The 18,470-nt window shown below is 73.0% G+C and carries 12 protein-coding genes; 3 read left to right on the plus strand and 9 right to left on the minus strand.

All coding sequences use genetic code 11. The features are described 5' to 3' along the window. Positions 1-10: 10 nt before the first annotated feature. The 3 genes from AF335_RS06855 to AF335_RS06865 all read right to left on the minus strand — a co-directional run bounded on the left by AF335_RS06855 (position 11) and on the right by AF335_RS06865 (position 6,546). On the minus strand, positions 11-961 hold the full coding sequence (locus AF335_RS06855) for a DMT family transporter (RefSeq protein WP_228772968.1): 951 nt from the start codon (positions 959-961) through the stop codon (positions 11-13). A 116-nt stretch (positions 962-1,077) separates the two neighbouring features. Beyond that, on the minus strand, positions 1,078-4,452 hold the full coding sequence (gene lysX / locus AF335_RS06860) for a bifunctional lysylphosphatidylglycerol synthetase/lysine--tRNA ligase LysX (RefSeq protein ID WP_102917376.1): 3,375 nt from the start codon (positions 4,450-4,452) through the stop codon (positions 1,078-1,080). Positions 4,453-4,503: 51 nt separating this feature from the next. Beyond that, the gene (locus AF335_RS06865; protein ID WP_102917377.1) at positions 4,504-6,546 is read right to left on the minus strand and encodes an APC family permease; all 2,043 of its coding nucleotides are present in this window, start codon (positions 6,544-6,546) and stop codon (positions 4,504-4,506) included. Positions 6,547-6,743: 197 nt separating this feature from the next. Between AF335_RS06865 and AF335_RS06870 the strand changes: the two genes are divergently transcribed. Then, the gene (locus AF335_RS06870; protein WP_102917378.1) at positions 6,744-6,938 is read left to right on the plus strand and encodes a hypothetical protein; all 195 of its coding nucleotides are present in this window, start codon (positions 6,744-6,746) and stop codon (positions 6,936-6,938) included. Positions 6,939-7,005: 67 nt separating this feature from the next. On the opposite strand, the gene AF335_RS06875 is transcribed toward AF335_RS06870, so the two are convergent. The 3 genes from AF335_RS06875 to AF335_RS06885 form a co-directional block, all read right to left on the minus strand. Beyond that, positions 7,006-8,415, minus strand: a complete 1,410-nt coding sequence (locus tag AF335_RS06875) for a family 2B encapsulin nanocompartment shell protein (RefSeq protein ID WP_102917379.1) — start codon at positions 8,413-8,415, stop codon at positions 7,006-7,008. Positions 8,416-8,516: 101 nt separating this feature from the next. After that, positions 8,517-9,935 carry a family 2B encapsulin nanocompartment shell protein gene (locus AF335_RS06880; protein WP_102917380.1) on the minus strand — a complete coding sequence of 473 codons (1,419 nt, stop codon included), beginning with the start codon at positions 9,933-9,935 and terminating at the stop codon, positions 8,517-8,519. 135 nt (positions 9,936-10,070) lie between these two features. After that, positions 10,071-11,264 (minus strand): phosphodiester glycosidase family protein, encoded by a 1,194-nt coding sequence (locus AF335_RS06885; protein ID WP_102917885.1) that lies wholly within the window; start codon positions 11,262-11,264, stop codon positions 10,071-10,073. Between the two features lie 252 nt (positions 11,265-11,516). Here AF335_RS06885 and AF335_RS06890 point away from each other — a divergent pair, with 252 nt between their 5' ends. After that, positions 11,517-12,404, plus strand: coding sequence for a phosphatidylinositol-specific phospholipase C/glycerophosphodiester phosphodiesterase family protein (locus AF335_RS06890; protein WP_102917381.1), 888 nt, complete (start codon positions 11,517-11,519; stop codon positions 12,402-12,404). Positions 12,405-12,813: 409 nt separating this feature from the next. Further along, positions 12,814-13,143 (plus strand): hypothetical protein, encoded by a 330-nt coding sequence (locus tag AF335_RS33970; RefSeq protein WP_146045454.1) that lies wholly within the window; start codon positions 12,814-12,816, stop codon positions 13,141-13,143. Here the strand turns inward: AF335_RS33970 and AF335_RS06900 are convergent. From AF335_RS06900 to AF335_RS06910, 3 genes are all read right to left on the minus strand, one after another. After that, on the minus strand, positions 13,137-14,006 hold the full coding sequence (locus tag AF335_RS06900) for a YceI family protein (RefSeq protein WP_102917382.1): 870 nt from the start codon (positions 14,004-14,006) through the stop codon (positions 13,137-13,139). The two genes, AF335_RS33970 and AF335_RS06900, sit on opposite strands and share 7 nt — an antisense overlap. 138 nt (positions 14,007-14,144) lie before the next feature. After that, positions 14,145-15,404, minus strand: coding sequence for an SWIM zinc finger family protein (locus AF335_RS06905; RefSeq protein WP_102917383.1), 1,260 nt, complete (start codon positions 15,402-15,404; stop codon positions 14,145-14,147). After that, the gene (locus tag AF335_RS06910) at positions 15,401-18,301 is read right to left on the minus strand and encodes a DEAD/DEAH box helicase (RefSeq protein ID WP_102917384.1); all 2,901 of its coding nucleotides are present in this window, start codon (positions 18,299-18,301) and stop codon (positions 15,401-15,403) included. The genes AF335_RS06905 and AF335_RS06910 overlap by 4 nt, the downstream gene beginning before the upstream one ends. Positions 18,302-18,470 lie beyond the last annotated feature (169 nt).

Here is an 18,470-nt window from a genome sequence, read left to right on the forward strand (position 1 = left end):
GCGTTCCGCCTCAGGGGCGGGCGCCGGCCCCGGCCGGCTCCCGCCCGGGCGCGGCGGCCCCCGTCCCGGAGGCCACCGTCACCGACCGCGGCGCGGCCGTGCGCCGCACCGTCGCGACGGCGACGCCGGCCAGGACGAGCAGACCGCCGCCGACGGCGCTCGGCGCGGGGACGTTCCCGAGCAGGGCCGCGTCCAGCGCGAGCGCGGCGACCGGCACCGCGTACAGCACGAGCGAGGCCGTGGAGGCGGTCGTCGCGCGCAGGGTGCGCGACCAGGTCCAGAAGGCCGTCGCGGTACAGCCGAGGCCCAGCCAGAGGACCGCCGCGGTGCGGTGGCCGTCGGCCGCCGCGATCTGCCCGACGGCGCCGGGGGCCACGGCCAGCAGGGGCAGCAGGCCGAAGAGGCTGCCGTAGAAGACGCATTCGGCGCCCGAGTACTTCTTCAGCAGCGGCTTCTGCAGCGCGAAGGACGTGGCCTGGGTAGCGGCGGCGGCGAGGACCATGAGCGCGCCCATGAGGGAGCCGCTGCCGCCTCCCGTGGTGACCGCGACCAGCAGCGCGCCGGAGAGGGCGACGCCCAGTCCGGCCAGCCCGCGCCGGCCGGGCCGGTCACCGAGGAAGGCCATGCCCAGGACGGTGGTGAAGACCGGTGAGGCGGCGATCAGCATCGCCGCGGTGCCCGCGTCCACGCTCTCCTCGCCCGCGCACAGCAGCACCTGGTAGGCCGTCATACCGGTGAGGCCGAACGCCGCCATGCGCAGGGCGTCGGCGCGCCGCAGCCGACCGATCTTCCCGAGCGCGAGGAAGGGCAGGAGCAGCACCACGGTGATGGTGATCCGCAGCAGGGCGATCGCGGCGGGGGAGTAGTCCGGCAGTGCGATCTGGATCGCGGTGAAGGCGGATCCCCACAGCACCGCCGTGGCGGCCATGGGAAGCCAAGGGGTCGCCGCACGCTGTGCCATGGGAAAACACCACCAGCTCGGTCGGGAAGGACTGAGCTGTCAAATTAACAATGGCCGATCTATAAGGCAAATAATGAATTCTATTTCCTTCCCAAAGGAAGTCTTTTAGGTACTGGTCAGTGCCTGCGCACCAGGGGGAACGGCAGCGTCTCGCGGATCGACAGGCCCGTCAGGAACATCACCAGCCGGTCCACCCCCACGCCGAGCCCGCCCGTCGGCGGCATCGCGTACTCCAGGGCCCGCAGGAAGTCCTCGTCCAGCTCCATCGCCTCCGGGTCGCCGCCCGCCGCCAGCAGCGACTGCGCGGTCAGCCGGCGCCGCTGCTCGATGGGGTCGATCAGCTCCGAGTACGCCGTCCCCAGCTCCGTGCCGAAGGCCACCAGGTCCCAGCGCTCGGCCAGCCGCGGATCCGCGCGGTGCGGGCGGGTCAGCGGCGAGACGTCGGTGGGGAAGTCCTTGTAGAAGACGGGCAGCTCCGTCCGCTCCTCGACCAGCCGCTCGTACATCTCCAGCACGATGTCCCCGCGCCCGTGCTCCGGCTTGTGCGGCACCCCGGCCGCGTCGCAGAGCCCGCGCAGCGTGGCCACCGGCGTGTCCGCGTCGACCTCCTCGCCGAGCGCCTCCGAGAGCGCCCCGTAGACGGTCTTCACCGGCCACGGACCCGAGATGTCGTGCTCGACCCGCCTGCCCCCGGCGTCCGTCCGCAGCGCCACCGCCGAGCCGTGCGCGGCGACGGCCGCCCCCTGGATCAGCTCACGGGTGAGGTCGAGCATCACGTCGTAGTCCGCGAACGCCTGATACGCCTCCAGCATCGTGAATTCGGGATTGTGCTTGTACGAGACGCCCTCGTTGCGGAAGGTGCGGCCCATTTCGAAGACCTTTTCCATACCGCCCACGCACAGCCTTTTCAGATACAGCTCGGGCGCGATCCGCAGATACAGGTCGAGGTCGTAGGCGTTGATGTGGGTGGTGAAGGGCCGGGCGTTCGCACCGCCGTGGATCTGCTGGAGCATCGGCGTCTCGACCTCCAGATAGCCCCGGTCGAGCAGCCCCTGCCGCAGCGCCTGCACGGCGGCGCTCCGGGCCCGTACGGTCTGCCGGGCCTCCGGCGAGACCGCCAGGTCCACATAGCGCATCCGCACCCGCGCCTCGGGGTCGGCCAGGCCCCGGCGCTTGTCCGGCAGCGGGCGCAGACACTTGGCGATCATCCGGCTACGGGTCACGAAGACGGTCGTCTCGCCGTGGTCGGTGGTGCCCACCTCGCCCTCGGCCTCGATGTGGTCGCCGAGGTCGACGTGGGCGGCGAAGGCCCGGAGGCACTCCGCCCCCGAGTCGTGGCGGGTGAAGGTCAGCTGGAGGTCGCCCGACCAGTCGCGCAGCACCGCGAAGGCGACGCCGCCGTGGTTGCGCACCAGCAGCACCCGGCCGGCCACCGTCACCCGCTCGCCCGTACGGGCCGAGGGCGGCAGCCCCGGGTGCGCGGCCCGCACGGAGGCGAGCGCGTGCGTGCGGCGGGCGTCCACCGGATACGGGTCGACCCCCGCGGCCCGCAGCCGCTCCAGCTTGTTCCGCCGCACCCGCACCTGCTCGGGCAGGCCCGCGAGCTCGTCCCGCTCCGCGGCCTCCCCGGTGTCGGCGAGACCGAGCTCGGACAGCGACGGCAGGCCCGCCGTCGACGCGGGCGGGACCATGCCCCGGGGCCGCCGGCCCCGGCGCCACAGCGTGCCCAGGCTCGGCACCGAGACGAAGCCCTCCGCGATGCCCGCCGCCAGACCGATCCGGGCCAGCGCGCCGGTGTCCGCGTAGCAGAGGAACCGCGGGTGCCACTCGGGGTTGTACTTGACGTTCGAGCGGTAGAGCGCCTCCAGCTGCCACCACTTGGAGAAGAACAGCAGCAGCCGGCGCCACAGCCGCAGCACCGGCCCCGCGCCGATCCGGGCGCCCTCCTCGAACGCGGAACGGAACACCGCGAAGTTCAGCGAGACCCGCTTGACACCGAACCGGCCCGCCTGCGCGCACAGCTGCGCGACCATGAACTCCATGACGCCGTTGGGCGCGGCCCGGTCCCGGCGCATCACGTCCAGCGACACCCCGTCGCGCCCCCAGGGCACGAACGACAGCAGCGCGATCATCCTGCCCTCGCTGTCGAACGCCTCGACCAGCAGGCAGTCGCCGTCCGCCGGGTCGCCCAGCCGGCCCAGCGCCATCGAGAAGCCCCGCTCGGTCTCGGTGTCCCGCCAGGCGTCGGCGCGGTGGATGACCTCGCCCATCTCCTCGTCCGAGAGCGCCGAGTGGCGCCGGATCCGGGTGGTCGCGCCCGTCCGCTCCACCCGGTTGACGGCCTGCCGGGTCACCCGCATCTCCCGGCCGCCGAGGTCGAACGCGGGCACCTGGAGGATCGCCTCGTCGCCCAGTTGCAGCGCGCTCAGACCCGAGCGCGCGTACGCCTTGGCCCCGGTCTCACCGGCCCCCATCACGGCCGGCTGCCAGCCGTAGCGGCCCGCGAGCGCGAGCCACGCGTCGATCGCCGGAGTCCACGCCTCCGGGTCGCCCAGGGGGTCGCCGGACGCCAGCGCGACCCCGGCCTCGACGCGGTAGGTGACGGCGGCCTTCCCACTGGGGGAGAACACGACGGCCTTGTCGCGGCGGGTCGCGAAGTAGCCCAGCGAGTCCTGGCTGCCGTAGCGGCCGAGGAGGGCGCGGATGCGTGGCTCCTCGTCGTCGTGCAGCGCCGCCTCCAGCCGCTGCGAGCGGAAGAGCGCCATGGCGGCGTTGAGCAGCGCGAGCGCGCCGAACAGACCGAGCAGGAAGTACAGCCAGTGCGGCGGGTGCCCGTCGAAGTGCCGGCCGCTGACCAGGCCGCCGCACACCTTGTTGGCGACGAACAGCAGCCGGTTGCCGCCGCCGGGCTCCAGCGAGCCCGGGAACAGCGACACCAGCCCCCAGCCCAGCAGCACGGCGGCGCCGAGACCGGCCGCCAGCACCAGCAGCGCCCGCAGGAACGCCCCGCGCCGCGACGCCGCGTAGAACTCCCGCCGGGCCAGGACCAGCAGCGTCATCGCGGCCAGGCACAGCACCAGCGAGGGGATCGTGTCCCAGTAGCCCACGGCCAGCAGCAGCACGTCGGCGATCAGGAGCAGGGTCAGATAGCCCAGGACGAACCAGAGCGTGACCCGCTTGCGGGCCGCCATCGCCGCCGCCAGGAGCAGCAGGAAGACGGCGTAGGCGAGGTTGGGCGCCGTCGGGACGGTCAGTGTGTCGAGCGTGCGGGTCAGCGGCCGCACCGCGCGCCGCAGCGGGGGGATCAGGGACGTGACCGCGCAGAACAGGCCCAGCAGGGCGAAGAAGATCGCGAAGCCGTTGGGCACCCGGTGCAGCAGCCGGTGCCAGGCGGACCCCCGGTCGTCGGGGCCCTCCCGGCGGTCCCGCGCGCGCTCCGCCGCGGCGGGCCGGCCCGTGGCGTCCTGCGCGTCCGGGGCTGTACGGCTCATTGGGCCAGCCTAGGCAAGACGGGCCTGGCCTGCCCGCCGAGCGCGGCGGGGTCACCTTCTCTCGGACGAGGCGTCCGTGACCGGCGGGACGACGTGCGTCGGCGTCGGCGGCTCGCCGCGGCGGACCGCGCCGGGGGCCCGGGGCGTGGCCCGGCGCCGCCGGCGCACGGAGGAACTCAGCTGCCAGGGCACACTGGTGACCATCACCCCGGGCAGGAACAGCAGCCGCCCCTTCAGCCACAGCGCCGACTGGTTGTGCAGGAAGTTCTCCCACCAGCGCCCCACGACGTACTCGGGGACGAACACGCTGACGACGTCGCGCGGGCTGTCGCGGTGGAGCGCGCGCACATACGCCACCACCGGACGGGTCACCTCGCGGTACGGGGACTCCAGGGTCTTGAGCGGCACCTCGATCCCGTACGCGTCCCACCGCTCCCGCAGCGCCCGGGCCTCCTCCGGGTCGACCGCCACCGTGAGGGCCTCCAGCTCGTCGGGCCGGGTGGCCCTGGCGTAGGCCAGCGCCCGCAGCGTCGGCTTGTGCACCTTGGACACCAGCACGACGGCACGGACCCGCGACGGCAGGGCACTCGCCTCGGCGGCGTCGGTGACGGCGAGTTCGGCGGCGGTGTTGTCGTAGTGCCGCCGGATACCGCGCATCATCAGCCACAGCAGCACCGCGGCGATCACCGCGAGGTACGCGCCCTGGGTGAACTTCGTCAGCAGCACGATGACCAGGACCAGGCCGGTGACCACGGCCCCCACCGCGTTGATCACCCGCGCGGTGTGGATCCGGCGGCGCGCCGCCGGTGTGGCCTCCTCCCGGAGCATGCCGTTCCAGTGCCGGACCATGCCCGTCTGGGAGAGGGTGAAGGAGGTGAAGACACCGAGGATGTAGAGGTGGATGAGGCTGGTGACCGACGCGTCGTAGGCCCACAGCAGGGCGGCGGCGACCAGGGCCAGGGCCAGGATGCCGTTGGAGAACGCGAGCCGGTCGCCCCGTGTGTGCAGCTGGTGCGGCAGATAGCGGTGCTGCGCCAGGATGGACGCCAGCAGCGGGAAGCCGTTGAACGCGGTGTTCGCGGCCAGGATCAGCACCAGCGCGGTGGCCGCCTGGATGTAGAAGAAGCCGAAGCCGTCCGAGCCGCCGAAGACGGCGGCGGCGAGCTGCGCGATGACCGTGCGCTGCGGGACCGTGCGGCAGTCGCCCTCGAAACCCGTCAGCCGGCAGGTGTCGGCGGTGATCCGCACATCGGAGATCATCGCCAGCGCGGTGATCCCGGAGAACATCAGCACCGCGATCAGCCCCATCGCGGCCATCGTGGCGGCGGCGTTGCGGGACTTGGGCTTGCGGAACGCGGGCACGCCGTTGGAGATGGCCTCCACCCCCGTCAGCGCCGTACAGCCGCTGGAGAACGCCCGGAGCACGAGCAGCAGCAGGGCCAGGCCCGCCAGATCGGTGTCGCCCGGGTCCGGGACGATGCCGTAGCGGGCGGACTCCGCCACCGGCGCGTCGCCCACGAGCCAGCGGATCAGCCCGGTCGCGCAGAGCACCGCGATACCGGTGACGAAGAGATAGGTGGGGGCGGCGAAGGCCCGGCCGGACTCGCGCAGTCCGCGCAGGTTCACCGTCGCCAGCAACGCCACGAATCCCACCGCGAGGGCCGTGCGGTGCTCGTTCCAGGAGGGAAAGGCGGAGATGATGTTGTCCACGCCGGACGCGACGGAGACCGCCACCGTCATCACATAGTCGACCAGCAGGGACGCGGCCACGACCAGCCCCGCCGACGCGCCCAGATTGGTCGACACCACCTCGTACGAGCCGCCGCCGGACGGATACGCGTGGACGACCTGCCGGTAGGACAGCACCACGACGGCCATCAGCCCCACGACCGCCACCGCCACCCAGGTGGTGAAGTGGAGATAGGCGAGGCCGCCGAGGGTGAGCACCAGCAGGATCTCCTGCGTGGCGTAGGCGACGGACGACAGCGGGTCGGAGGCGAAGATGGGCAGCGCCAGCCGTTTCGGCAGCAGCGTCTCCTGCAGGCCCTCGCTGGGCAGGGCCCTGCCTACGACCAAGCGCTTGACCGCGTCCATGAATCTCGCCACGACCGTGAGCGTAGAGCGGCATTCCCGATTCAGGAGCCGTCAAGAGATACGAAAGTAAGGGAAAGCAGCCGAACCAGTGAATTCATACCCGAATGGAGTACAGCCGCCTTCGTGGATATCAGGCCGCAATGGGACAGACTGGCGACAACCGCGCCGCCCGGAAGGTGCCGTCTGGAAGGTTCGCCATGGCTGTCTCGATCTCCGTGGTCCTACTGCTGCTGATTCTGGCGGTGGTGTTCCTCCGCAACGGCGGGCTGAAGGCGTCACACGCCTTGGTCTGCGTCCTGCTCGGATTCTTCCTCGCGAGCACGAGCGTCGCCCCGACCATCTACGACGGCATCAACGCCACCACGCGCATCGTCGGCGGTGTGAAGCCCTGACCCCGCGGTTCCCTCCGGCCGGCCTCGCCGACAGGAGGGCACCACGGACGTCAGGACACCGGGGTGCCTACCCGCGGCCGATCTCGACGTCCTCCAGGACGCCGAGCGCGTCCGGCACGAGGATGGCCGCGGAGTAGTAGGCGCTCACCAGGTAGGACGAGACGGCCTGCTCGCTGATGCCCATGAAACGCACATTGAGGCTCGGCTGGTACTCGTCCGGGATGCCGGTCTGGTGCAGGCCCACCACGCCCTGGTTCTCCTCGCCCGTCCGCATGGCGAGGATCGAGCTCGTCCCCGACTCGGTCACCGGGATCTTGTTGCAGGGCAGCAGCGGCACCCCGCGCCAGGACCGCACGGGGGTTCCCAGGACATCGACGGCCTGCGGGTAGAGGCCCCGGCTCGTGCACTCCCGGCCGAACGCCGCGATGGTGCGCGGGTGGGCGAGCAGATACTGCGTCTTGCGCCGCCGGGCCAGCAGCTCGTCCAGGTCGTCCGGGGTGGGCGGGCCCGAGCGGGTGTGGATGCGCTGGCCGAGGTCGGCGTTGTGGAGCAGGCCGAACTCGCGGTTGTTGACGATCTCGTGCTCCTGGCGCTCACGGAGCGCCTCGACGGTCAGCCGGAGCTGCTGCTCCAGCTGGCTCATCGGCTCGTTGTAGAGGTCGGAGACGCGGGTGTGGACCCGCAGCACCGTCTGGGCGACGCTCAATTCATATTCGCGCGGCGCCAGTTCGTAGTCGACGAACGTGCCCGGGATCGCCGGCTCGCCCGTGTGCCCGGAGGTCACCGCGATGTCGGCCTCACCGCGCCGGTTCAGCGGCGGATGGGTCCGGGAGGCGAAGCCCGCGACGTGCGCCCGCAGCGCCTCGGAGCGGTCGGCGAGCTCCTGGAACGCCTGCAGGGGGAGCGCGAGCACGGTGCAGCGAGTCACCGCCCGCACCGTGAACGGCCAGGTGGCGTCCGGCTCCAGCGGCACCTTCTCACCGAAGTAGTCGCCGTCGGCCAGCACACCGAGCACGGTCTCGTCGCCGTACTTGCCCGGGCCGGTGCGGTTGAGCTTGCCATGGGCGATCAGGAAGACATGATCGGCCGGGGCGCCCGCCTCGACGAGCGTGTCGCCCGCCGCGTACTCCCGCTGGACGAAGGCGTCCGCCAGCGCCTCCAGCGCGGCACCGTCCTCGAACCCCCGCAGGAGCGGCAGCTCGCCCAGCTCCGGTGGGATGACCCGCACCTCGGTGCCGGTCGAGATGAACTCGACCCGGCCGTCGCCGACGGTGTAGGTCAGTCGCCTGTTCACCCGGTAAGTGCCCGCGGACACCTGCACCCACGGCAGCACGCGCAGCAGCCAGCGGGAGGAGATCCCCTGCATCTGTGGTACGGACTTCGTCGTGGTGGCGAGCTGCCGTGCGGCGGCTGTGCCCAGGCTGAGCTGGGACTGGCCCGTCTCCCCGGCGTGATCGGGCTCCACTGACGTGGTCATAGCTGGTCATCACCCATCTGTTGCGTTTTCCGGCGCGAAATGTGCGGTGCTTGTGCGGTGCTTTTCGGATGGGGACACCCGGGGGTTCGGTGCCCCATGGGTCAGTGCCCGACCTCGACGTTCTCGAGAATTCCCAGCGCGTCGGGGACCAGGACGGCCGCGGAGTAGTAGGCGCTCACGAGATAGGAGATGATGGCCTGCTCACTGATTCCCATGAACCGTACGGAAAGCCCGGGACGGTACTCGTCGGGAATTCCCGTACGGTGCAGGCCGACCACTCCCTGCGCGTCCTCTCCCGTCCGCATCACCATGATGGAGCTGACGCCGTTGTCGGTGACCGGGATCTTGTTGCAGGGGAAGATGGGCACGCCTCGCCAGGCGGGCACGGAATGGCCGCCGATCTGCGCGGGGTCGGGATAGATGCCCCGGCTGTTGAACTCACGGGCGATCGCCGCGATCGCGCGGGGATGCGCCAGCAGGAAGCCGGGGTCCTTCCACACGGTGGCCAGCAGCTCGTCGAGGTCGTCGGGGGTGGGCGGGCCCGAGCGGGTGTGGATGCGCTGCTTGAGGTCGGCGTTGTGGAGCAGGCCGAACTCGCGGTTGTTCACCAGGTCGTGCTCCTGGCGCTCGCGGAGCGCCTCGATCGTCAGCCGGAGTTGCTGCTCGACCTGGTTCATCGGCTCGTTGTAGAGATCGGCCACGCGGGTGTGCACCCGCAGCACCGTCTGCGCCACGCTCAGCCCGAACTCGCGGGGCGCGAGCTCGTAGTCGGCGAAGACGCCGGGCAGGGACGGCTCTCCGGCGTGGCCGGAGGCGACGTCGATGGCGGCTTCCCCGTATTCGTTCTGCGGGCGGGCCGTGGTGGTACGGAACGCCGCCACATGGGAGCGCAGCCCCTCCGAACGCTCCAGGAGCGCCTCGAACTCCTGGCGGGGCAGCGTCAGCACCGTACAGGCCGTGACGGCCTTGACGGTGAAGTCCCACTCGCTCGCCTCGGGCGCCGCGAGCGCCCGGTCGCCGAAATAGCCGCCGTCGCCCAGCACCCCGAGCACGGCCGGATCGCCGTACTCCCCCTCGCGCTCCTTGTGGACCTTGCCGTGGGCGATCAGGACGACCTGATCGGCCGGCTGGCCGGCTTCCACCAGCACCTCGCCGGGCCGGAACTCGCGCTGGGTGAAGCGGCCCGCCAGCTCCTCCAGCACCGCCGGGTCCGAGAAGCCGCGCAGCAGCGGCAGCTCGCCCAGCTCCGCCGGGATGACCCGCACCTCCGTGCCGGTGGAGACGAACTCTACCCGGCCGTCGCCCAGTGTGTGTGTCAGCCGCCGGTTGACCCGGTACGTACCTCCGGGGACATGGACCCACGACAGGAGACGCAGCAGCCACCGTGAGGTGATGCCCTGCATCTGGGGTACGGACTTTGTCGTGGTCGCCAGATTCCGTGCGGCCGCGGTGCCCAGGCTCAGGGAGCCGGGCCCGTTATTACTGTCGGCGTCGGTGCCGGTCTCCACTGACGTCGTCATATTCGAATTCCCACCCATCGATTGGGGAACTGCCCATTGCGGGCCCCGTCGGTTGATTTCCGCTTGCGCAACCTCGAAGCTAGCAGCGGGATTTGACCGACGCAGTCACTCGAAGGGGTGGATTGATCGACGATGTTAAGTTCGGATAAAAATCCCGATGCCGTTCGCGACGGGTCGTTCCGCACCGCCCGACGGGTGGTTCCGCACGGCGGTCCGGCCGTTGTCGGGGTCGCGCGTGACCATCGTGCTCGACCCTCCGCCGTCGAGGTTCAGGGCGTCGTCGGCCCCGAGTTCCCGCATGACGTCGGCCAGTTCCGCGATGGTCAGCCCGGTGCGGTAGTCGGCGGCGCCGTCCAGCGCCAGCAGATAGAAGACGCGCCCGCCGCCGCCCGAGCCCGCCGCGGAGCGGACGGCCGACGTGACGCCGTCCAGCCCCGCCAGAGGCTGCCCACCGCGCAGCACCGGGAATCCACCGACCGCGAAGCGCAGTGCGCCGGGCCTGTCGGAATCGAGGTGCTCCTTGACGCGCACCGTGTCGCCCACGCGAAGCCTGCGCAGCTCGCGCGCCCCCGCCTCGCGCCCTACGAGCACCACCGAGCCGGACGCGATCGTTCCGCGCCCCGGGCGCTCCGACACGGAGGCCACCCGCTCGCGCCGCACGGTCACCTCGAAGGCGTCACCGCTGCACGGCGCGCTCCGGTCGGTGTCCGTCCCGCAGACGGCGCGCAGCCGTGAGGTGCCGCCCCACGCGGGCGTGTACGCGCCGATGCCGCCGACCGGCAGTGCGTACTGGTTCAGCCCGCGCAGCGTCAGCTTGCGGCCCGCGGCGGTCACCGTGCCGTCCAGGGTGAGCCGGTCCAGCCGGGCCCTGCGGTCCGTGCCGACGCCGATGACGTCGCGGGTCGTGACGCCCGACGGCATCGCGGGCCCGAAGCGCTGGCCGTTCGGCACCGCCGCGCCGAGCCGGCGGCCGCCGGCGACGGACGGGCCCACGGGCGCGCCGGTCGCGTCCACGCCGGGGTGCTGGGTCTCGGTGATGTTGAAGAAGTCCCCGTTGATACCGCCGACCGCGCCGCGCTGTGCCGTCATCCGGGAGACCGTCGACCGCGCGGCCACCGTGCCCGGGTACAGCAGGTCCATCGAGACCCCCGCCGCGTCCAGACTCGCCGTCAGGAGATGGCCGTACGCCGGGCCGTGCGAGGCGGCCAGCGAGAACTCCTGATACGTCACGCCCGGCGCCACCGGTGCCGGGGCGCCCAGCCGCAGGGTCGTCCGCGGCTTCGTGTCGGCCCAGGCGGTCCCCCCGCCGACCAGCGAGGTCCATGCCATCAGAATCGCGAGTACCGCGCGCACGCGGCTGCTACGTCTCTTCACAGTCACCCCAGAGGTCCCGTCAACTCTGGCACGGCACAAAAGAGTTCACCATGCCCCGAAAGAACGACAGGGAACGTACCGACGTCGACGCGGGCAACTCTTGTCGCGTCCCTGCCCATCAGCCCGTCGGGCCCGGATACTCACGGACATCAGCCCCCGCGGACCGCCGGCTGCCGCACACCGCCGCACACCGACCCGGGAGACGCCATGAACCCCGCCACGTCCGTCCGCACACGCCGCGCCGCCGTCGTCACCCTCGGAGCCGCCCTCGCGGGTGTGTTCACGGGACCCGCCCTGGCCGCACCCGCCACCCGGGCCGGGGCGCAGGCGGCCCGGAGGCCCGCACGGCCGCCGCTGGGCCGCGCCCACGCGCACAACGACTACGCGCACCCGCACCCGCTCACCGACGCGCTCTCCCACGGATTCGGCAGCGTCGAGGCGGACATCTGGCTGGTCGGCGGAAAGCTCCTGGTCGCCCACGACGCCTCCGGGCTCGACCCCTCCCGCACCCTCGAATCCCTCTACCTCGAACCGCTGCTGCGCCGGGTGAGAGCCGGGCGCGGCCGCGTCTACGAGGGGTACGACCTGTCCCTGCAACTGCTCATCGACATCAAGACCGCGGGCGACCCCACCTACCGGGAGCTCGCCCGGCACCTGCGGCGCTACCGGTCGATGCTCAGCACTTGCGTCGGCGGGCGGGTGAGCCGCGGCGCGGTGACCGCGGTCGTCTCCGGCGACCGGGGCGCACGGGTGCCCATGGCGACCGAGAGGGTGCGCCGCGCCTTCTACGACGCCCGGCTCGCCGACCTCGGCACCGGCGTGCCGGCCTCCTTCGCCCCGCTCGTCAGTGACAACTGGAGCACCAAGTTCGGCTGGCAGGGGGTCGGCCCGATGCCCGGGACGGAGCGGGCCGAGCTGCTGCGGATCGTGTCCTCGGCGCACGCCGAGGGCCGTCGGGTGCGGTTCTGGGCCACCCCCGACCAGCCCGGTCCGGCGCGCGAGGCGGTCTGGCGCGAGCTCCTCACGGCCGGCGTGGACCACCTCAACACCGACGACCTGGCGGGGCTCGAGGCGTTCCTCCGCGCGGCCGGCTGAGCGCCCTGCGTACGGTTCGACAACCACCGTCGGATCGTAGGGTGATGGGACAAACCGGTCGTGGGAGCCACGCGGTGACGGCCCGGCGTTTTCGCCCGGTCGCGCGACCGGGCGCACCGGTGGACGCCGGGGCCGGGCACGCCGTCCGGCGGGCGGTGGAATGTCATGATCCGGAGCGGAAGATGTGGCGGTACCGTCATCGCGCGGTGGCGGAGGTGCGGACGCGGGGAGCCTGGACCGTATGACCGAATCCCCTGGTCCACCCGGTCCACCTGGCCCGCCCGGTCCACCCGGACCGCCCTACGGCCCGCCGCCCCCGCCGCCGGGCGGTTTCGGTCCCGGGCAGCCGCCCTGGGACCCCGGGCGACCGCCCGGCGGAGAGGGCGGTGGGCGGCGGATCGCCGTCGCCGTGGTCGTGCTGGTGGTCATCGCGGCGCTCGCGCTGGGCGCCGTGCTGTTCATCAGGGACGGCGCCGGCGAGAAGCGGGACGGGCCGGGCGGGAGAAACCCGTCCGGGGCTCCGTCACCGTCCTTCGCCCTGCCCAGCGGTCTGCCCTCGGGGCTGCCGACGGCCCTGCCCAGCGTCCTGCCCACGACCCTGCCCACCAAGCTGCCCACGAGTCTGCCGTCGGGCTTCCCGACGAGCTGGCCCAGCGGCTTCCCCACCGAACTGCTGCCGAGGCTCCCCGACAGCAAGCCCGTCGTGACCGCCGGCCGGGCGCCGGGCCCCGGTCACTGAGCGGGCACGGCCTGGATGTCGAGCTCGATCCTGATCGTCGCGCCGATCATGGCGATCCCGCGCTGCAGCATGGAGCGCCAGTCCAGGGTGAAGTCCTCCCGGTGCAGCTCGGTCGAAGCCGAGCAGGCGGTACGGGTCTCGCCCATGACACCGGTGCCGATGCCCAGGTACCGGGTGTCGAGGGAGACGTTCCGGCTGACGCCGTGCAGGTTGAGCACTCCCTGGACGGTCCACCGCGAACCGCCCCGGTGGACGAAGCGCTCGCTGGTGAACTGCATGTGGGGGAACTTCGCCACGTTCAGGAACCCCGCGGAGCACAGGTGCGCGTCGCGCTGGGCGACACCGGTGTCGATGCTCGCGGTCTCGATGACCACGTCGAGCCGGGAGTCCTCCATGCGCTCGCCGATCCACAGGGAGCCCTCGAAGCGGTTGAACCGGCCGTGGACCTCGGCGAGCCCGATGTGCCGGGCGATGAAGCGCACGGCCGTGTGGTCGGGATCGACGCGCCACGCGCCCGGCGAGGGCATGGAGGGGGTCGGCGCCGGCTCCAGGGCCATCGGGTCGAGGGCCGTCCGTACGCCGTCCGTGGACTCGAACGTGCGGCGTACGGGCGTGAACCCCTCGGCGGTCACGGCGACGCTGTACTCGCCCGGCGCCACGGTCGCCGCGAAGCGGCCGTGAGGGTCCGTCTGGCCGTGCACGACCTCCTGGCCGTGGACGTCCCGGACGGACACCTCGGCTCTGTGCAGGGGGAGACGCACCGGGTCGAGGACGACACAGTCGAGGGCCCCCGCGCCGTACGGGATCGGGGCGTTCTCCCGGAGAGGGGAACGCTTGTAACGGCGCAGCAGGGCGAAAGCCATCCCAAAGGACCTTTCCGTGACCAGAAGGTGATTGAAGACTAGATCACCATATTTTGTCACTGATAGGCAAAACGCTCCCGATCGCCTTGGAAAGCCAGATATCTCGACCGTGTCGCCTTCGGTTTCACGTGCTCCGGTTTACGCGTGGTGCTCCGTAAGGAGCTCGGCGAGGGCCGTCGCGGGATCGTGCGCGCAGGGACCCGCCGGCAGCCAGTGGCCGCCCTCCCGGCGGTAGGGCCACCAGCGGCCGTCCGGCCCGTAGCGCAGCTGCGCCCCGGTGCCGACGACCGTCCACCGGTTGCGCGTCGCCCTCAGCCGGGGCGCCGGGCCCTCCTCCCACGCGGCGGCCAGTTGGGCCCCCGCGCGCGCCAGTGCCTCGGGCTCCGGCGCCCATTCCTCCTCCAGGACGGCCAGCGCGGCCGGTCCGCCGCACTCCCAGGCCCGTACGGCCCTCGTCAGCGCGGCGCCGTCGCGGCCCGAACCGGCCGCGAGCCTGGCGGCGACCCGGCCGGGCGGACGCGCCGCGGCGAGCCGGACCGCGTCCTGGGACACGGTCAGACCCGCCGCCACGGGCGTCCGTTCGTGCCCCGGTGCCAGGGCCTCCGCGAGCAGTCGCCGGGCGCGGGCCGCGGCGTCCGCGGCGAGGAACTCCAGCGCCTCGATGTCGAGCCCGGGCGGGGGCGGGGTGTCGGCGGCGAGCGCGAGGGGCCGGCCGGGGGCGTCCACCGGCGGCGGATCGGGCAGGGCGCGAGGGCCCGTGCCCGCCGCGAAGGCGTCCAGGGCGGAAACCCCCGGCGGCGTCTCGACGGCCTGTTCGGGGGCGTGGGAGGCGCTGCGCGCCTGCACGTCGTCCAGCAGCTCGCGCTCCCCGCGTCCACGCATGAGCAGCAGCACGAAGGGGTCCTCGTCGAGGAGCCTGGCCACTTGATGGCACAGCGCCACCGTGTGTGTGCAGTGGTCCCATGCCTCGCAGCCGCACTCCGGCTCCAGGTCGCCGATGCCGGGCAGCAGCTCGACCCCCGCCGCGAGCGCGTCCTCGGCCAGATGCGCCGGTATGTCGTGGTCGAGCAGCGCGGCGATGTGTCCGGCCCGCTCGGCCACCAGGTCCAGCAGCCGGTCCCACTCGGCGGCGGAGAACTGCTGGACCGTCACATCGGAGCGGTACGCGGTCCCGTCGCGGTCCCGTACGAGCGCCGTGATCCGGCCGGGCCGGACGGACACCGCGCCCACCGCGCCCGCGCGCGCGTGGCTGCGCCCCGCCTTCACCTGTCTGCCGTCCAGCGCCGTGTCCTCCAGCGCCTTGAGCCACGCGCGCCCCCACCAGCTCCGGGCGAAGGCGCGCCCGGGCTCGGGCGGCAGGGCCGCGAAGATCCGTTCCACGCTGTCGTGCCCGGTCATCGTCCGGCCCCCCTCAGTGCGACGAGCTCGGCGAGCTCGGCGTCGGTCAGTTCGGTCACGGCCGCCTCCGCGGAGCCCAGCACGGCGTCCGCCAGGGCCTGCTTGCGGGTGAGCATCTCCGCGATCCGGTCCTCGATCGTGCCCTCGGTGACCAGGCGGTGGACCTGCACGGGCTGCGTCTGGCCGATGCGGTAGGCGCGGTCGGTGGCCTGCGCCTCGACGGCGGGGTTCCACCAGCGGTCGAAGTGCACCACGTGCCCGGCCCGGGTGAGGTTCAGGCCCGTGCCGGCCGCCTTGAGGGACAGCAGGAAGACCGGGACCTCGCCGTCCTGGAAGCGCCGCACCATCTCCTCGCGCCGGGGCACCGGCGTGCCGCCGTGCAGGAACTGCGCCGCGACGCCCCGGTCCGCCAGGTGCCGCTCCAGCAACCGGGCCATCTGCACGTACTGCGTGAACACCAGCACGCTCGCGCCCTCCGCGAGGATGGTGTCCAGCAGTTCGTCGAGCAGCTCGACCTTGCCCGAACGGCCCGCGATCCGGGGGCTGCCGGGCTCCTTCAGGTATTGCGAGGGGTGGTTGCAGATCTGCTTCAGCCCGGTGAGGAGCTTGACGATCAGCCCCCGCCGCTCGATGCCGTCCGCCCCCTCGACCTCGGCGAGGATCTCCCGCACCACGGCCTCGTACAGACCCGCCTGCTCCTTGGTGAGCGCGACCGCGCGGTCCGTCTCGGTCTTCGGCGGCAGCTCGGGGGCGATCCCGGGGTCGGACTTGCGGCGGCGCAGCAGGAACGGCCGCACGAGGGCCGCCAGGCGCTCGGCGGCGGCCGGGTCGGCACCGCCCTCGACGGCCTCGGCGTAGCGCCTGCGGAAGGCGCCCAGGGAGCCGAGGAGCCCGGGCGTCGTCCAGTCGAGGATCGCCCACAGCTCGGAGAGGTTGTTCTCCACCGGCGTGCCGGTGAGCGCGACCCGCGCCTTCGCGCCGATGTCCCGCAGCCGCTTGGCGGTGTCCGAGTACGGGTTCTTGACGTGCTGCGCCTCGTCCGCGACGACCATGCCCCAGCCGGTGGCGGACAGCCGTTCCGGGTCGAGCCGCATCGTTCCGTAGGTGGTGAGGACGAACTCGCCGTCGGCCAGGCCGTCCAGGGTCCGGCCGGGGCCGTGGAAGCGGCGTACGGGCGTCCCGGGCGCGAACTTCTCGATCTCGCGCTGCCAGTTGCCCATGAGGGAGGTCGGGCACACCACCAGGGTGGGTCCGGCCGCCTCGGGGAGCGTCGCGCGGTGCAGGTGGAGGGCGATGAGGGTGACGGTCTTGCCGAGGCCCATGTCGTCGGCCAGGCAGCCGCCGAGGCCGAGCGAGGTCATCCGGTGGAGCCAGGCCAGACCGCGCAGTTGGTAGTCGCGCAGGGTGGCGGCGAGCGCGGTGGGTTGGGCGAGCGGCTCCCCGCCCGCGTCCGGGTCGGCGATGCGGTCCCGCAGGGCCGCCAGCCAGCCGGTCGCCGCCACCTCGACGGTCTCGTCGCCGTCGCCGGCCTCCCGGGCGGGCGCGCGGCCCGTGAGGGCGGCGCCGAGCGCCTCGACCGGTGTGAGCGCGCGGTCCCGCCGGCCGAGGGCGCGGCGGACGGACTCGGGGTCGACGAGCACCCATTGGTCGCGCAGGCGCACGGCCGGCCGGCTGGCCTCCGCGAGCAGGTCCAGCTCCTCCTTCGTCAGTTCCTGGTCGCCGACGGCGAACCGCCAGCTGAAGGTGAGCAGGGCGTCCGCCGACAGCAGGGAGGGCATCCCGGAACGGTCCTTGCCGAACGCCTTACGGTCGTCGCCGTCGCCGTCGCCGTCGCCGTCGCCGTCGGTGTCGGGCGGGCCGACGACGGCGCGCGCGGTGAGCTCGCGCGCCATGTCCTTGGGCCAGTGCACCTGGACGCCGGTGGCGTCCAGCGCCGCCGAGGCGGCCCCGAGCAGCTCGCCGACCTCCTCGTCGGCGAGGTCGACGGCGTCGGGCGCGGCGGCGGACAGCAGCGGGGTGAGCGCGGGCCAGGCGTGCGCGGCGCGGCGCAGGGCGAGCAGCGCGTTCATCCGCGCGCCCCGGCCGAGCGCGGCCGCCACCGGGGAGGCCCCGGACCAGACCTCGGAGGCGTCGGCGACGAGCGCGGGGTCGGTGAGGCTGTGCAGCTGGAGCACGGCCCGGAAGCGCGGCGCCGCCTCCTCGCCGAGCCCCAGGACCTCGACCCGGAGCGAGAGGCGCACGCCCGCGTCGTGCCCGGCGGCGATGCTGTCGGCCCAGGTGCGCCGGGCGGGCGTCCGCTGCGGCTCGGGTGCGGCGAAGGCGGGTTCGCCCGTGGCCAGCGCCGCGGCGGGGGAGCGGGGCAGGCCGTCGGCGACCGCGTCCAGGAAGGAGCGGACGAGCCGCTCCGGATCGGGCAGCAGCAGCGGACCGGTGCCGGGCAGGGGCACGGCGTGCGCGGCGGGCGGCATGGCGGCGGCCAGTTCCCGCACCCGGGCCAGGTCCTCGGGGGCGAGCGGTCCGACGCGCCAGGCGTCGTGGTCGGTCGCCGTCAGACCGGGCAGCAGGCGGCCACGCGCGGCCAGTTGCAGGGCGAGCACCGCGGCGGCTCCCCAGAAGGCCGCCGCCTCGTCGGCGCGCGCGGCCCGCGCGCGGGTGAGCACGGGCACGGCCTCGCGTACGGGCAGCACCAGGGCCCGTACGTCCATGGTGCCGACGCCGGTCCCGTCGGCGACGGCGACGGTCAGGTCCTCGGCGGTGCCGGGTCCGGCGGGCGGGTCGCCGCCGGGGCGGTAGAAGGCCACCCGCCCCGTCCGGGCGGGGTCGCCGGGGAGGAAGACCGCGGAACTGCGGGCGAGCAGGGAGATCTCGGAGGGTGTTGCGGCAGAGGGCGGTGTCACAGAGCTGCGCACTCCTCAAATTTGACTAGTGGAGCCAGGAGCGGCCGAGGATACAGGATGAGCATCCCGGAGGGGGGTATTCCGGGAGTGAGGCGCGACACACGTCCTGAGGGGGGTGTAGCCAGCCCCCCTGAGCCGGCAGGGGCAGACCCCCCAGGGATCCGGGTGG

It is taken from the genome of Streptomyces eurocidicus (genome assembly GCF_002891295.1).
GTDB lineage: Bacteria > Actinomycetota > Actinomycetes > Streptomycetales > Streptomycetaceae > Streptomyces > Streptomyces eurocidicus.

Bases quoted from the DNA above. Each gene is read 5' to 3' on its own strand.
- AF335_RS06855 (WP_228772968.1), bottom strand. From the start codon at position 961: ATGGCACAGCGTGCGGCGACCCCTTGGCTTCCCATGGCCGCCACGGCG.
- lysX (WP_102917376.1), bottom strand. From the start codon at position 4,452: ATGAGCCGTACAGCCCCGGACGCGCAGGACGCCACGGGCCGGCCCGCC.
- AF335_RS06865 (WP_102917377.1), bottom strand. From the start codon at position 6,546: ATGGACGCGGTCAAGCGCTTGGTCGTAGGCAGGGCCCTGCCCAGCGAG.
- AF335_RS06870 (WP_102917378.1), top strand. From the start codon at position 6,744: ATGGCTGTCTCGATCTCCGTGGTCCTACTGCTGCTGATTCTGGCGGTG.
- AF335_RS06875 (WP_102917379.1), bottom strand. From the start codon at position 8,415: ATGACCACGTCAGTGGAGCCCGATCACGCCGGGGAGACGGGCCAGTCC.
- AF335_RS06880 (WP_102917380.1), bottom strand. From the start codon at position 9,935: ATGACGACGTCAGTGGAGACCGGCACCGACGCCGACAGTAATAACGGG.
- AF335_RS06885 (WP_102917885.1), bottom strand. From the start codon at position 11,264: ATGGCATGGACCTCGCTGGTCGGCGGGGGGACCGCCTGGGCCGACACG.
- AF335_RS06890 (WP_102917381.1), top strand. From the start codon at position 11,517: ATGAACCCCGCCACGTCCGTCCGCACACGCCGCGCCGCCGTCGTCACC.
- AF335_RS06900 (WP_102917382.1), bottom strand. From the start codon at position 14,006: ATGGCTTTCGCCCTGCTGCGCCGTTACAAGCGTTCCCCTCTCCGGGAG.
- AF335_RS06905 (WP_102917383.1), bottom strand. From the start codon at position 15,404: ATGACCGGGCACGACAGCGTGGAACGGATCTTCGCGGCCCTGCCGCCC.